The 15,115-nt window shown below is 68.4% G+C and carries 8 protein-coding genes; 4 read left to right on the plus strand and 4 right to left on the minus strand.

Annotation, left to right across the window (positions count from 1 at the left end; translation table 11 throughout):
- Positions 1–167: 167 nt before the first annotated feature.
- Both FMQ63_RS02705 and FMQ63_RS02710 read left to right on the plus strand, forming a co-directional pair.
- On the plus strand, positions 168–4,691 hold the full coding sequence (locus tag FMQ63_RS02705; RefSeq protein ID WP_011553638.1) for a type I polyketide synthase: 4,524 nt from the start codon (positions 168–170) through the stop codon (positions 4,689–4,691).
- Between the two features lie 55 nt (positions 4,692–4,746).
- Positions 4,747–7,941 carry a type I polyketide synthase gene (locus FMQ63_RS02710; RefSeq protein ID WP_020478747.1) on the plus strand — a complete coding sequence of 1,065 codons (3,195 nt, stop codon included), beginning with the start codon at positions 4,747–4,749 and terminating at the stop codon, positions 7,939–7,941.
- 101 nt (positions 7,942–8,042) lie between these two features.
- Here the strand turns inward: FMQ63_RS02710 and FMQ63_RS02715 are convergent, their stop codons facing one another.
- Together FMQ63_RS02715 and FMQ63_RS02720 are read right to left on the minus strand one after the other, a co-directional pair.
- Positions 8,043–9,281 carry a GNAT family N-acetyltransferase gene (locus FMQ63_RS02715; RefSeq protein ID WP_011553640.1) on the minus strand — a complete coding sequence of 413 codons (1,239 nt, stop codon included), beginning with the start codon at positions 9,279–9,281 and terminating at the stop codon, positions 8,043–8,045.
- Positions 9,282–9,312: 31 nt separating this feature from the next.
- Positions 9,313–9,999 carry a glutathione S-transferase gene (locus FMQ63_RS02720; RefSeq protein WP_011553641.1) on the minus strand — a complete coding sequence of 229 codons (687 nt, stop codon included), beginning with the start codon at positions 9,997–9,999 and terminating at the stop codon, positions 9,313–9,315.
- 113 nt (positions 10,000–10,112) lie between these two features.
- On the opposite strand from FMQ63_RS02720, the gene FMQ63_RS02725 reads away from it, so the two are divergent.
- Complete coding sequence (locus tag FMQ63_RS02725) at positions 10,113–12,377, plus strand: lantibiotic dehydratase (RefSeq protein WP_011553642.1); 2,265 nt, start codon at positions 10,113–10,115, stop codon at positions 12,375–12,377.
- Positions 12,378–12,433: 56 nt separating this feature from the next.
- Positions 12,434–13,873 carry a hypothetical protein gene (locus FMQ63_RS02730; protein WP_011553643.1) on the plus strand — a complete coding sequence of 480 codons (1,440 nt, stop codon included), beginning with the start codon at positions 12,434–12,436 and terminating at the stop codon, positions 13,871–13,873.
- Positions 13,874–13,888: 15 nt separating this feature from the next.
- Here the strand turns inward: FMQ63_RS02730 and FMQ63_RS02735 are convergent, their stop codons facing one another.
- Positions 13,889–14,755, minus strand: a complete 867-nt coding sequence (locus FMQ63_RS02735) for a cupin-like domain-containing protein (protein WP_011553644.1) — start codon at positions 14,753–14,755, stop codon at positions 13,889–13,891.
- 22 nt (positions 14,756–14,777) lie between these two features.
- Entirely contained in the window at positions 14,778–15,101 is a 324-nt protein-coding gene (locus FMQ63_RS02740) for a hypothetical protein (protein WP_011553645.1), read from the minus strand.
- Positions 15,102–15,115: the final 14 nt, after the last annotated feature.

Here is a 15,115-nt window from a genome sequence, read left to right on the forward strand (position 1 = left end):
ATGTCGGGCATCCGGTGAATGGGATGCTGGCGTCCCCCTGACGTGAGTCCGTCCAGTCCTTCAGTGCATCGAAGCGCCGCCGAGTCTCGTCCCAGGGGCGCTCGGAGCAGCAGCTCGAGCGGTTCGAGCTCCATCAGCCGCGCGCAAGGAAGCAGGGGTAGACAAACATGGGTCGTCACACCCGGTATGAGGGGGACGCGAGTCTCGCGGTAGCCATTGTCGGCATGGCCGCCCGCGTGCCCGGTGCTGAAGACGTGGAGGCCTTCTGGCGCCTGCTGCGTGAGGGCAGGGAGGCCATCACCTTCTTCACCAGCGAAGCGATGAAGGCGTTGGGCGTGGAGCCCGGCTGGCTGGCCAATCCAAACTTCGTTCGCGCAGCCCCTGTCCTGGAGCGGCCGGGGCGCTTCGACGCGGCTTTGTTCGGATACGCCCCACGTGAGGCGGAGTTGCTGGACCCGCAGCACCGCATCTTCCTGGAGTGTGCCTGGTCGGCGCTGGAGCACGCGGGCTACGCCCCGGGCCGGTTGACGGTCTCTACCGGCGTCTTCGCGGGCTCCAGCTTGAGCACTTATCTGCTGTTCAATCTGCTCTCCCGGGCGGAGTTCCAGCAGGCCGAGGACACGTTCCCGGCCATGGTCGGTAACGACAAAGACTTCCTGGCCACGCGCGTGGCCTATCACTTCAATCTCAAGGGGCCCGCGCTCACCGTGCAGACGGGATGCTCGACGTCGTTGGTGGCCACGCACCTCGCCTGTCAGTCGCTGCTGGGCTACCAGTGCGACGTGGCGCTGGCGGGCGGCGTGTCCGTGCACATGCCCCAGCGCACGGGCTACCACTCTCAGGACGGCGGCATCACCTCTCCGGACGGGCACTGCCGCGCGTTTGACGCCAAGGGGCAGGGCACGCTCTTCGGCAGCGGCGCGGGCGTGGTGGTGCTCAAGCGCCTGGAAGATGCGCTGAATGATGGTGACACCATCCACGCCGTCATCCGTGGCTCGGCCATCAACAACGACGGCGCCATGAAGGTGGGCTACACCGCCCCCGGGGTCGAGGGACAGTCGGAGGTCATTGCCCGCGCACAGGCCGTAGCGGAGGTGTCCCCGGACTCCATCTCCTATGTGGAGGCGCATGGCACCGCCACGCCACTGGGAGATCCCGTGGAGGTGCAGGCCCTCACGGAGGCCTTCCGAGCGGGGACGGACAAGCGTGGCTTCTGCGGGCTGGGCTCGGTGAAGACCAATGTGGGCCACCTGGACGCGGCGGCGGGAGTCACCGGCCTGCTGAAGACGGTGCTCGCGTTGGAGCATGGCGAGCTGCCTCCCAGCCTTCACTACGAGAAGCCCAACCCACGCATCGACTTCGAGAGCAGCCCCTTCTACGTCAACGCCGCGCTCAAGCCGTGGCCGGAGGGGGACACGCCTCGGCGCGCGGGGGTGAGCTCGTTCGGGATTGGTGGCACCAACGCGCACGTCATCCTGGAGGAGGCGCCTGTCTCCCTCCCGGGCGATGCGGCGCGCCCATTGCAGCTCCTGGTGCTGTCCGCGAAGACACCCTCGGCGCTGGAGTCCCAGACGGCCGCGTTGCTGGCGCACTTGCAGGCCCACCCGGAGCAGCAGCTCGCGGATGTGGCCTGGACGCTTCAGGTCGGGCGCAAGCCCATGGAGATCCGCCGCATAGTGGTGTGTGAGGACCGGGCGAGTGCCGTGGCGGCGTTGGAGTCCAAGGACCCGCAGCGCATGTTTACCTTGGCCCCGGGCAACAGCACGCCGTCGGCCGTCTTCATGTTCCCCGGCGGAGGCGCGCAGTACCCGGACATGGGCCGTGGCCTCTACGCCTCCGAGAAGGTGTTCCGCGAGGCCGTGGACTGCTGCTGTGAGCTCCTGAGGCCTCGGCTGGGCTTTGACTTGCGGCCCGTCATGTACCCGGACGCGGCGAATGCCGCGGATGCCGTGCAGCGCCTCAAGCGCACCTCGCTGGCGCTGCCGGCTCTCTTCACCGTGGAATACGCGCTGGCGCAGCTGTGGCAATCCTGGGGCGTGAAGCCCGAGGCGCTCATCGGCCACAGCCTGGGCGAGTACGCCGCGGCCTGCCTCGCGGGCGTCTTCTCCTTGGAGGACGCACTGGCGCTGGTGGTGCTGCGCGGCAAGCTCTTCGAAGAACTGCCCGGTGGCGGCATGCTCAGCGTCCCGTTGCCCGAGGCGGAGCTTCGCCCGTTGCTGGGGGATTCGCTGTCCATTGCCGCGATGAACGGACCCGCGCAGTGCGCGGTCGCCGGGACGGTGGACGCCGTCGAGGCGCTGGCCGCCGAGCTGACCCGGCGCGAGGTGGAGTTCCGTCACATCCCCATCGACGTGGCGGCGCACTCGCACCTGGTGGAGCCCATCCTCGCGCGCTTCGAGTCCTTTGTGGGGACCCTGACGCGCAATGCGCCCACGTTGCCCATTGTCTCCAACGTCACCGGCACGTGGATGACGCCCGAGGAAGCGGTGGACCCGGCTTACTGGACGCGGCATCTGCGGCAGACGGTGCGCTTTGGTGACGGCATCCGCACGCTGGCCGCGCAGCCTGGGCGTGTCTACCTGGAGGTCGGTCCAGGCCGCACGCTGGGGACACTGGCGCGCCTGCAGCTCAATGGGCCCAAGGCCCCCTCGGTTCTCTCCTCGCTGCGTCACCCCCAGGACCCGGTGCCGGATGACGCGTTTCTCTCCACCACCGTCGGCCGGCTCTGGGCGGCGGGCATGGAGGTGGACTGGAGCGCGGTACATGGCGGTGCTCGGCGTCTGCGGGTGCCGCTCCCGACCTATCCCTTCGAGGGCCAGGATTACTGGCTGGCGCCGGAGGTGTCCTCCTCGCGTCGAAGGGGTATCGCGCGCAAGAGCGCGGACGTGGCCGGCTGGTTCTATCTTCCCGCGTGGCAGCGTGCGCCGTTGATGCCCAAGGCAGGGCCCGTGACGCCGCGCGGATGGGTCGTCTACCAGGATGTGGGGGGCCTGGGGGCGGCCCTGGCGGAGCGGTTGGAGCGCCTGGGCCACGGTGTCATTCGCGTGACGCCCGGCCCCGGTTTCCGTCAGGTGACGGAGCACGAGTTCACCGTGGATGGGCGAGAGCGTGAGGACCACGCCCAGTTCCTACGTGCGTTGAAGGCTCGGAGCTTCAACGTGGAGCGCGTGGTGTACCTCTGGAGCCTCGATGTGTCCGGGGCGGACTTTGACGAGGCTCAGGCGCGCGGTTTCTTTAGCGTGCTGCGGCTGGCGCAGGCCCTGTCCGGTGCGGAGCTGCCCGGGCCCGTGGAGTTGACGGTGGTGGGGCGCGAAGCGCTGGAGGTGGAGAGCGCCGATGCGGTGGCTCCCGAGCGCGCCACGCTGCCGGCGCTGTGCAAGGTGATTCCGCAAGAGTTGGACACCGTGGCGTGCCGCTACGTGGACGTCAGCACGCCATCAGTGGACGCATTGGTGCGGGAGGTGACGTCGGATGCCCCGGATCCGGTGGTGGCCTGGCGCGGCCCACACCGGCAGGTGCAGGCGTACGAGCCGCTGCGCATCGAAGCGGACACGCCGGTGTCCTGGCCCCTCAAGCAGCGCGGCGTGTACCTCATCACGGGCGGCCTGGGCGGCGTGGGCTTGCGGATGGCGGATTATCTGGCGCGCACCAGGCAGGCGCGGCTGGTCTTGGTGGGGCGCTCCGGCGCGGAGCAGGACGCGGATGGCCGCCGTCAACGTGCGGTGCGAGCGCTGGAGGCCGCGGGAGCGGAGGTGCTGGTGGCTCGCGCGGATGTGGCGGATGAGGCGCAGTTGCGCACGGTCCTGGCGGAGGTGGATTCTCGCTTTGGCGCGCTGGATGGAGTCATCCACGCCGCGGGGCTCGCGGGCGACGGCGCGGTGTCGTTGCTTGGCGCCATGGAGCCGGCGACGTGCGCGCCGCACTTCCGGGCGAAGGTGCATGGCACATATGCACTGGACCGGGCGTTGGCGGGCCGTTCGTTGGATTTCGTGCTGCTGGTGTCCTCCAACGCCACGGTGCTGGGTGGCCTGGGATTGGGGGCCTACGCGGCGGCCAATGCCTTCCTGGATGCATTCGCGGCGGCGCGCTCGCGGACCGGGGGCCCGCGGTGGCTGAGCACCAACTGGGATGGGTGGCCAGTGGATGCCGCCGAGGGCGCGAAGGCGGTCCAGACCAGCATCGACCAGTTCGCCATGACGCCCGACGAGGCGGTGGAGGCCTTTCGCCGGGTGGTGGAGGCGCCGCTGGAAGGGCAGGTGTTGGTGTCCACGGGCAACCTGGACGCGCGCGTGGCGCAGTGGGTACGGCGCGAGGGCGCGGGCGCGAAGAAGGACGCGGGGGGCACGTTGCACTCACGTCCCGCGCTGGGCACTGAGTATGTGGCACCCACCGATGAGGTGGAGCGCGCGCTCGTGCGTGTGTGGCAGGAGCAGTTGGGACTGGAGCAGTTGGGCATTCACGACAACTTCTTCGACCTGGGAGGGAATTCACTCCTGTGGCTGAAGATCGTCGGGCGGATGAAGCGGGAGCTGGGGCGGGACGTGCCCCTCACCAGCGTCTTCGAGGCCCCCACCGTGGCCACCCTGGCGAAGAAGCTGGGACAGGGACCGGCCCCAGCGGAGACCACCGCCTTCGAGTCCAGCCAGAGCCGTGGGGCTCAACGCAGAGAGCGTCGCAGCCGTCGCGAATAGGGCGCGTGCCCGCACTGAAGCCCCCTTCGACCTACGAGAACCTGGAGACGACACCTTGGACAGCAAGCTCCCTCAGGAGTTCGACGACGCCGACGTCGCCATCATCGGCATGGCCGGGCGCTTTCCCGGCGCTCGGGATGTGGACACGCTCTGGGCCAATCTCCGAGAGGGGGTGGAGTCCATCCGCTTCTTCTCCAAGGAGGAGGCCCGCGCGGCCGGTGTGTCTGAGGAGCGGCTGGAGGACCCGTCCTTCGTGCGAGCCGCGGCCATCCTTCCGGAGCCGGAGTCGTTCGACGCGGCCTTCTTCGAGATGCCGCCACGCGAGGCGGAAATCACGGACCCCCAGCACCGTGTCTTCCTGGAAGCGTCCTGGGAGGCGTTCGAGCACGCTGGCTATTCACCGCGTGACTACGTCGGCGCCATCTCCGTGTTCGGCGGCGCCACGCTCAACACGTACCTGTTGATGAACCTGGCGCGGAACCCACGCGTGCTGGAGTCCTTCGAGCCGGTGCAGGTGAACATCGGCAACGGGGGCGACTTCCTGGCCACCCGCGTCTCGTACAAGCTCAACCTGAGGGGAGCCAGCCACACCGTGCAGAGCGCGTGCTCCACCTCGCTGGTGGCGGTGCACCAGGCTTGCCAGAGCCTGCTCAATGGCGAGTGCGACATGGCGCTCGCGGGCGGTGCATCCGTCAACGTGGGGTTCTTCAACGGGTACCGGCACGCGGAGGGTGGCATGGCCTCTCCGGATGGCCACTGCCGGCCTTTCGATGCGAAGGCGCAGGGCACGCTCTTCGGCAGCGGCGTGGGCGTGGTGCTGCTGAAGAAGCTGCGAGCCGCGGTGCGGGACGGTGACACCATCCACGCCGTCATCAAGGGCTCGGCCACCAACAATGACGGTGCGCTGAAGGCGGGCTTCACCGCGCCCAGCGTGGATGGCCAGGCTCAGGTGGTGGCCGAGGCGCTCGCGGCGTCGGCACTGGATGCGGATGACATCAGCTACGTGGAGGCCCATGGCACCGCCACGCCGCTGGGCGACCCCATTGAGGTGCAGGCGCTCACCAAGGCCTTCCGTGCCACCACCCAGCGACGGCGTTTCTGCGCGCTGGGCTCGGTGAAGGGCAACATGGGCCACCTGGACGCGGCGGCGGGCATCACGGGCCTGATGAAGACGGTGATGGCGCTGAAGCACGGCGAGCTGCCGCCCAGTCTTCACTACGAGCGTCCCAACCCAGCCATCGACTTCGACAGCAGCCCGTTCTACGTCAACGCCACGCTCAAGCCCTGGCCCGCGGGGGACTCGCCGCGGCGCGCGGGCGTGAGTTCCTTCGGCGTGGGCGGCACCAACGCGCACGTGGTGCTGGAGGAGGCTCCCCGGTTGCCCGCGAGCGCACCCTCGCGACGTGCATGGCACCTGTTGCCTCTGTCGGCCCGGACGCCCTCGGCGTTGGAGTCGGTCACGACGCGGCTGGTGGAGTCATTGAAGAAACAAGGGGGTGTGAATCTGGCGGACGTGGCCTGGACGCTCCAGGCCGGACGCCAACGTTTCCTGCACCGTCGCTTCGTGTTGGCTCGCAGCGCGGAGGATGCGGTCGACGCGCTGTCACAGCCACAATGCCCTCGTGTATTCACCGAGGCGCAGGACGCGGTGGAGCGGTCCGTGGCGTTCCTCTTCCCGGGCCAGGGCTCGCAGCACGTGGACATGGGGCGAGCGCTTTACGAGGCAGAGCCCGTCTTCCGCGTCGAGGTGGACCGCTGCGCGGAGTTGCTGAAGCCCCACCTGGACGGACTGGACCTGAGAACGGTGCTGTACCCTCAGTCCGAGGCCGCCGAGGTCAGCGGGGCGAAGCTGGCGCAGACGGCGCTCACGCAGCCCGCGCTCTTCACGCTGGAGTACGCTACCGCGCGCCTTTGGATGTCCTGGGGCGTGATGCCGCAGTCGATGCTGGGACACAGCATCGGCGAATACGTGGCGGCGTGCCTCGCGGGTGTCTTCTCGCTGGAGCATGCGCTGAGACTGGTGGCCGCGCGTGGCCGGCTCATGCAGGGACTTCCTTCCGGTGCGATGCTGGCGGTGCCCCTGTCCGAGGACGAGGTTCAGCCGTACCTGCGCGCAGGCGGAATCGAGCTCAGTCTGGCGGCCCTCAATGGCCCCATGCAGTGCGTGCTGTCGGGGACGCACGCAGCCGTCGAAGCGGTGCGAAAGCAGCTCCAGGAGGCGGGGATTCAGTGCCAGCCGCTGGTGACGTCGCATGCCTTCCACTCGTCGATGATGGACTCCATCCTCGACGCGTTCGCCGCGCAGGTGGCCACGGTGCCGCTGGCGGCGCCCATGCTTCCATTTGTCTCCAACGTCACCGGTACCTGGGTGACCGCCGAGCAGGCGACGAGCCCTCGTTACTGGGCCGAGCACCTGCGCGGGACGGTGCGCTTCGCGGACGGCTTGCACGCGCTCCTCACCGACGCCAGGCGCGTGTTGCTGGAGGTAGGCCCGGGCCAGGTGCTGGGGAAGCTGGCGAAGCGTCACCCCGCCTTCACTGCCTCACACGCGGTGCTGGCTTCCACGCCTCCGCCCAAGGACGCCGGGGCCACCGCCGGCATGGCGCCGCTGGCCTACGAGACGCTCGGCCGGCTGTGGCAAGCGGGCGTTCGCGTGGACTGGAAGGGGTTCCATGGCGCGGAGGTTCGCTACCGGGTGCCGCTCCCCACCTATCCCTTCGAGCGCCAGCGCTTCTGGATCGAGCCCGCCGCCGTCGAGACCGCGCCTCGGGGCACGATTGCATCCCAGCCTGTGACGGCGGTGCCCGACGCCACGCCTCAGGCATCGCAGGCGGAACCGGGGGGCGAAGCAGTCCGTGCTCGCTCGTATCAGCCGCGCCCGCAGCTTCGCAGTGCGTATGTCATGCCGGGCACGCCACTCCAGCGGTCGCTGGTGGAGCTGTGGCAGGAGATGCTGGGCGTGGCGCCCATCGGCATCCAGGACAACTTCTTCGAACTGGGCGGTGATTCGCTCATCGCCGTGCAGCTCAGTGGCCGCATCAAGAAGCAGTTGGGCTTGGACCTGCCTGCGTCGAGCCTCTACGAAGGCGTCACCGTGGAGGCCCTGGCGGCGTTGCTGAAGCCAGCGGAAGCGGAGGGGCAGGAGCGCCGTGAAGAGGCGCCAGCGGCGGATGCTTCGCTCCAGCGTCGCAAGCAGACCCTGGCGCGGCAGCGCAACCTTCGTCGCTTCGACGACGATGATGATGCGTGACCGCTGCACCACTTGCTGTGATGGACGGCTCGCATGAAGGGGCCGTCCCTCGTGGGCATCGTTTGGGGCGAGGGCGATGCGGAGGTCCCCACCTCGATGTTTCAGGGCGTCTTGCGGATGCGGCCATTCTGTGTGCCGCTAGCAGCCATGGCCATGGCCACGCGGGAGTAGGCAGACACGTAAGGCTGAAGCACCGTGCGTGACCAGCGCCCCGGAATCCACAGGTAGCTGTACAGCCCGTGCCTGCGCGCGCCACGGCGCCGCTTCGTCTCGTACCCGCTGGCGCCCAGCCAGAGCTTCTTGACGCCGAGCTCATAGGCCCGGCGCAGGGGCTCGTAGAATGCGAGGTTGAAGTACAGCGGCGTCTCGGATGCCCCGGCCTCGGCGCGGCCGACCCGGTAGAACCACATCTCATCGTTCTTGTGGAGTAGCAGGGAGAAGCCGATGGGGTCGCCATTCTGGTAGGCGACCACAGCCTCGGCCTCGGGCGAGACGTGTTGGTCGAGCGCTGCCCAGAACGTGGATGGATGGCGGAGGTGCTCGTTGCCGTACTTGGAGTAGGTCACCTCGTAGAACCGCTCCAGTTGCTCCGCCATCTCTCCCATCCGGGAGACGCGCTCGAAGCGAACGCCCGTATCCCGAGCGTGAGCCATCTCCTTCTTGAGCACCCGCCGGACGTCGCTCTTGAACTGTCCCAGGTAGGCGTCGAAGTTGTCCCCCGGGACATCCATGACGTTGTCGTCGTAGATGAAGATTTCCTGGAACGTCGCCGAGGTGAGCGCCTCTCTCAGCGTCGTGTCATCCCGTTCCACGCCGTAGAAATAGAGCGGCAGCCGTTCGCTGGTGGCGAGCTCCCGGAGCCCTTGGAGGATGAGCTCCCGCGCCTGCTTCGCGACGTCCACGGACTGCGCGGCACAGAGGATGCTGCTCCGCATGCTGAGCGGGCTGGTGACGAAGACGCCGCCATCGAAGCCTGCTCCCGTGCGCCAGGCCACGTTGCGGTAGAGGTCCGCCGCAGCGATGGCTGCCCGGCTCCAGGCCGGCCCGTTGGCGAAGCCTTTCTTCCAACTGGTGAAGAGGAAATGCTCCAGCGAGTAGGGCGTGTAGATGGTCTTGCTGCGGGTGATGAAACACGGGCACAGCGCGACGGGAGTGCCCTGCTGATACGCAATGGCATATCGCAGGGACAGCTCCCCCCGGGCCATGGCGGACAGGTCGACCGCGTCCAACATGCGGAACCAGCGCCGGCCGAAGAAGACGCTCGACTCGGAGGTGAGGGCATCCAGCTCCGCGTCGCTCAGGTGGCTGACGGAGTCGTGGAATTTCAGGGTAAGCGTCATGGCCGGGGGGCTTCGTCGGGCGCGGATCCGCTCAGCCGTTGAGGAGCTGGACGGCGGGGTGCCGCTTGGAGCTGGCGAGGTGCCGCGCGAGGTTGGGGCGCTGCTTCATGCGCTCGAAGAACCCGAACAGCCCAGGGTAGGTGCTCTCCAGAAGATCCTGGAGGCCGTTGTCCACGAGCAGCTCCAGGAAGCCGAAGACGCTGGTGTCCGCCACCGTCACGGAGGGACCGACGAAGAAGCCATCACCGCTGCCGTTGCTCTTCAGCAGGCGCTCGAAGTGCGCGAGCCACTGCGGCAGTTCCTCGCCCAGGATGATGGGGAGCTGCTCGGAGAGCTGGTCTGGCGTGAGCGAGGTCAGGCTGCGCGCACGCGCCGTCACTTCCTCGACGCCGTCGATGATCATGTCGCAGGCGGTGGTCTCCCGCGCATCCTTCCCATAGAGGCCGCGGGTGCGCGCGACGTGACGCAAGATGGCCAGGCTCTGCACCACGCGGAAGCCGTCCGGCTCCTCCCACAGCGGCACCTTGTCGAAGGCCAGCATGCCAGCCGCCTTGATGGCCTCGAAGGCGGGTGTCTTCACCTTGGCCTGCACGTCATAGGCGCCCAGGTCGATGTCCTCGTACTCCGTTCCGGACTCGGCGAGCAGCAGACGGATCTTCTCAGCGACGCCTCGACCCGTGAAATACGACAGGCGCGGCAATGATGATTGAGCGTTCATACAGGGTTCGTGGTTGGAAGGGAGAGGCTCTATACTAGAGTAAACGTATTATTCGGAAGGGGCAGACTTCCTTGAACCCCGAAGCACCCGCGCTTGTCTCCCTTGCTCCAGGAATGGCCCTGTGGCCGTGGGCCGCGCTGCGTGGCGCCGGCTTTCCCGCTCAGGATGCGCTCCGTCTCGCGGCTCCGACAGCGGCCTCCGCCGCCGATACATGGCTCGCGTCTGGGGTTGAGACACCCGGTGACGCACTGCGCACCGTGTTCGACTCGGACCTGCTGGGTATCAGCGCGGCGCTGCGCTCGCTGGCGGGGGAGTCCCACCTGAGCGAGGCCCTCCTGTGGCAGAACCGCCATGCCTACAAGACGGGCGTGGAGCCGCTGGCGGCCCTTCCCGCCACCGCTCGGAACAGCAAGGCCCGGCAGCGTGAGCGGCTGGTGGCCTCCTACGTCCAGCGCTACAGCACCAAGAACGACACCATCGGTTTCTTTGGTCCCGTGGGTTGGGCTCGGCTCACGCCGTCGAATGAAGGGCTGCGCTGGACGCCCGGACAGCGGCTCGTCTCCCGGCGCGCGGTCTATTTCGAGACATGGTGCCTGGATGCGCTCAGCGCCGCCCTGGCGCGCGACGCGTCCCTGCGTCGCTGGGCACCGCCCCGGCTGTTGCCTTACTTCCGGCTGGAGGGGCATGTGCTTCACGGCCCCATGCCGACGCCGGTGGAGCTGGGCCCGGAGCAGGCGCTGCTGCTGTCTCGGTGTGATGGTTCGGCCAGCGCCGTGAGCATCGCGCGGGAGCTCACGGCCGGTGATTCGCCCGCCTTCGCCTCGCAGGATGAAATCTTCACGGCGCTCGAACAAGCGGTGGGTTTCGGTGTCCTGCTCTGGGGCTGGGAGGTGCCGCTCGTCATCCGGCCCGAGGTGGTGCTGCGCGGTGCGTTGATGGCCATCGAGGATGCAGACGCGCGGGCCCGTGCGCTGGCGCCGCTGGAACGTCTGGAGCGCGCGCGGGCCGCTGTCGAAGCCGCGGCTGGGACGCCCACGGCCCTGGATGGCGCGGTCGCGGAGCTGGAGGCTGTGTTCCAGGAGGTGGCGGGGGCGCCGCCGACGCGCGCGGCGGGCCAGACGTATGCCTCGCGGACGCTCATCTACGAGGACTGTGAGCGGGATGGCGCGTTGGTGCTGGGCGCTCCGGTGATTGGCCGGCTCGGAGCCGTGCTGGAGCTGGTGCTGACCGGAGCGCGGTGGCTGGTGGGGGAGGTGACACGGGGTACGCGCGCGGGCCTGGATGCGCTCTTCAACCGGTTGTCCGAAGGTGGCGCACCTGTGTCGCTCACGGCGCTCCAGCTCGCCTTCGTCCAGGGACTCAAGGACCCGGCCTCTGAAGCGGAGCTGATGCCCGTGGCCAAGGCCGTCGCCGAGCATCGTCGGCGCTGGCGTGAGCTCTTTGCCCTGGATCCGGAGGTCCGCCGCCAAACGCGCACTGTCGATTCGCTCCGGCCCCGCGTGCTCGAGGCCTTCGGCGAGGTGGGCCCGGCGTGGCGAAGCCGCTGGCATGCCTCACCGGACGTGATGATTGACGCGGCCAGCGAGGAGGCCGTTCGCGCCGGGGACTACCAGTTGGTGCTCGGCGAACTGCATTTGTGCAACAGCATCTCCTCGCTCTTCGTGGAACAGCACCCAGCGCCCGAGGAACTCTTCGCGCTCGCGGAGCGGTGTGCCACCGGGGTCGACGTGGTGCCCGTGTTCCCGAAGTCCGAGTGGAGCCAGCGGACGCTGCCGTGCCTCTTCCCGCGAGACAGCCTCTACTACCTCTCCGGGCAGGAGCCGCCGCCCCAGCCGGGCGCTCGCGCGCTCCGCGTGGGGGACATGGTGGTGGAGCGGCGTGACGGCACGCTGGAGGTCCTCGACCGCGTGAGCGGGCGCCGCTTCGACTTGATGGAGTTCATGGCCGTGTTCTTGGAGCAGCGCTGCGCCAGCATCTTCGACCTGGCGCTGGCCGATGACTACTCGCCTCGGGTGACGGTGGATGGCGTGGTCGTCGCCCGTGAGCGCTGGAGCGCGCCTGCTTCCGAGCTGGGCTTCGCCGGACTCACGGACCCGATGACGCAATGGCTGGAGGCCCGGCGTTGGCAGCAGGGACTGGGCATTCCGCGCTTTGCGTTCTTCAAGGTGGCGACGGAGCGCAAGCCGTGCTTCGTGGACTTCGACAGCCCCTTGCTGGTGGAGATGATGGCGAAGCTGGTGCGGCGCACGGCGGAGGAGTCGCCGGCTTCACGCGTCCAGTTCTCGGAGATGCTGCCGGACCCCGAGCACCTCTGGCTCACCGATGCGGCTCAGCGCCGCTACACGAGCGAGCTGCGGCTGGTCTGCGAGATGTCTTGAGCAGCCCGAGGCCTTTCAACGGTTTCACCCTTGTTCATTGAAGGAGCCGTACGCCCATGAGCGCGCCCGAGCCGATTCCCGGCGGACAATTCTCTCCAGAAGTCAAAGCGCTGCACGGTCAGCTTTCCCCTGCCGCCGCTGCGTTCCTGGAGTTCACAAAGCGCGTCCCCGAGGCCCTTTCGCGCCACAAGTTCAAGCCGCATGAGGCGTCGCCGTTCATCACCTATGAGCTGCATGCGTGGCCCACCTTCGTGGAGGGCCCGGTTGCACGACAGATGCGAGAGGTCGCCCCGGCGCTCTGCCAACTCATCAAGCGAGCCCCCCGGCGCCTGCTGGGGGCCACGGATCGCGCGGCGGCGTTCTACGGGCTTCCGCATGAGCGGGCGCACGCGGCGCTCGATGCCCTGGCGCGGACGGATGACGCCCGCGGAGCCATTGGCCGTGGTGACTTCATCCATGACGGCACGGCCTTCAAGTGCGTGGAGTTCAACCTGACCGCGGGTGTCGGGGGCTGGGAGACGGCCATCCACGTCCAACAGGTGCTGGCGCAGCCCGCGATGCAGCGCTTCGCCATGGAGCAACGGCTGCGCGTCCGTCAGCCGCGGACGCTGCGCGATTTCTTCTCCAACGTTGTCGACACCGTGCGGCGCGACGTCAACTGGGAAGGGGAGTGCAACATCGGCATCCTCTTCTCCCCGAGCACCTTGCCGGAAGCAGGCCCGGCGGAGCAGGTGAGCCGGTTCTTCACCGCTCAGCTCCAGGAACTCCTCCAGCCCGAAGGCGCGCGCGGCGAGGTTCTCCTGGCCACCTATGGCTCGGTGGAATCAGAGCCCGGCGCCCACCTCACGCTCCGGGGCAAGCGGCTGCACGCCGTTGTGGAGTACGACGCGCGAGACAGGCTGGCGATGGCGGGAGCGACCTACGTCGCGCAGGCCCAGGCCGCGTTCGATGCCCGGACGGTCAGCCTCCTCAACGGCCCGGCGCAGGATGTGCTCGACGACAAGCGCAACCTCGCGCTGCTCTGGGAGCACGTGACGTCGCCCGCGCTGTCCGAGGCGGAACAGGAGTTGGTGCGCCGGAACGTGCCCTGGTCATGCCGGGTCGAACGGACGCACGTCGAGCGGGACGGGGCGCGGTACCTGGTTCCGGAGCTGCTGGCCTCGCAACGCGAGTCCCTGGTCCTCAAGCCGGGCCGGGACTACGGCGGCGAGTCCGTTCTGGTGGGTGGGACGACCTCCGCCGCGGACTGGGACACGGCCGTGCGCAAGGCGCTCGACGTGGGCGGCTGGGTGGCGCAGGAGCGCGTGCACCCGACGCCCCTCCATACGCTGGGACCGGAAGGCACGGTGGTGCCCTACATCGCCGTCTGGGGGCTCTTCGTGCTCGGAGAGACCTACGGCGGGCACTTCCTCCGCATGTGCCCCATGCGGCGGGGCACTGGCGTGGTGAACGTCGCGCAGGGCGCCATCGTGGGCGCCCTCATCGAACTGGAGTGAGGCCTCGGGGCCGCGTTACTGCTCGCGGTACTCGCGGCCCAGCTTCTGCTGCTTGCGGATGCGGCCCACCGCGCTCAGGGCAATGGAGGGGATGAGCTTCGGGCCCAGCCTGGCCAGCATCGACCAGGTCCACCACCAGTAGTTGGTGGCGATGGCGTCCTCCACCGTGTACACGCGGTGCCACCAGCCGTAGGGCAGGTAGAGAATCTCCCCGGCCTCCAGGACGAAGTCGTAGTCGGGGACAAGGCCGCCGGGGAGCTGGTCCGCCTTGCCCCCGTGGGGCGTCAGGTCGTGGGCGCTCACGACGGACCACGGGTGGCTGAGCTTCGCCGGGCTCAGCTCCGCGTCCCGCTTGGGCGAATACAACTGCCACTGCTTGCGGCCCACCATGACGGCGTGCAGGTTGTGGGCGCGGTCCAGGTGGAGCTGGGTGAAGGTGCCGCGCGGGCCCATGAAGAAGAGCTGCTCGGTGAGCTTGCGCTGGACGGCGTAGTCGTCGAAGCGGACGTCCTGGTGCAGCTCCGGCAGGGTGCGGAACAGGTCATTGCCGATGAGGTAGCCCGGCGTTTCGCCGCCCTTCGCCTTCAGCGTGTCGACGTACTCCTGCATGCTCATCTTCCGCACGCGGCCCACGCGCTCCACGCCGCCCGTGTCCTTGGCGTTGTATTGCAGCCACTCCACGGGGACGCTCACGTCGCGGTACTTCGTGGCGAAGTAGTCGAAGGTCCACCGCTCGGCCGCGGGCCAGCCCTTCATGGCGTCGGTGAGGATGACGGGTTTATTGTTCGCTTCGATGCGCTCGTAGAAGGCCCGGCGGTTGTCGAGCGGCATGCGCTCAGGAACCAGGGGTTCTGCGCCCTTATGGGCGGTGGCGGTGCTCATGGCAGCTCTCCCGGGTGGTGCGTCAGGCCGCGCTCTCGCTCTGGCCCTGAGCCTTCTGCAGGCGCTCGAAGTTGTTGTCGATGCCGTGGCGCACGTCCGCCAGCATGTGGATTTCGAACTCCTGGAACGCGAAGGACGGCCAGGCGCGCAGCAGCGTCAGCAGCGACTCATGCGAGTCGGCGTTGAGGATACAGAGGCCCATCTTCGGGAGGACGTAGTAGGCACAGTCGAAGGTGCCGTCCTGGAGGCGAGCGCCCACCCAGTCACGGACAGCGCGGTTGAGGGCGATGGGGTCCTGGGGCTGGGGGCCCGAAGTGCGATCCTTGACGTAGACGAGGTACTTCATCGGGAAGGCTCCTT

Source organism: Myxococcus sp. CA005 (assembly GCF_006518205.1).
In the GTDB taxonomy this organism is placed as follows: domain Bacteria; phylum Myxococcota; class Myxococcia; order Myxococcales; family Myxococcaceae; genus Myxococcus; species Myxococcus xanthus.

What these genes read in the sequence shown, in the direction of transcription:
- FMQ63_RS02705 (WP_011553638.1), top strand. Translation starts at nt 168, where the DNA reads ATGGGTCGTCACACCCGGTATGAGGGGGACGCGAGTCTCGCGGTAGCC.
- FMQ63_RS02715 (WP_011553640.1), bottom strand. Translation starts at nt 9,281, where the DNA reads ATGACGCTTACCCTGAAATTCCACGACTCCGTCAGCCACCTGAGCGAC.
- FMQ63_RS02720 (WP_011553641.1), bottom strand. Translation starts at nt 9,999, where the DNA reads ATGAACGCTCAATCATCATTGCCGCGCCTGTCGTATTTCACGGGTCGA.
- FMQ63_RS02725 (WP_011553642.1), top strand. Translation starts at nt 10,113, where the DNA reads ATGGCCCTGTGGCCGTGGGCCGCGCTGCGTGGCGCCGGCTTTCCCGCT.
- FMQ63_RS02730 (WP_011553643.1), top strand. Translation starts at nt 12,434, where the DNA reads ATGAGCGCGCCCGAGCCGATTCCCGGCGGACAATTCTCTCCAGAAGTC.
- FMQ63_RS02735 (WP_011553644.1), bottom strand. Translation starts at nt 14,755, where the DNA reads ATGAGCACCGCCACCGCCCATAAGGGCGCAGAACCCCTGGTTCCTGAG.
- FMQ63_RS02740 (WP_011553645.1), bottom strand. Translation starts at nt 15,101, where the DNA reads ATGAAGTACCTCGTCTACGTCAAGGATCGCACTTCGGGCCCCCAGCCC.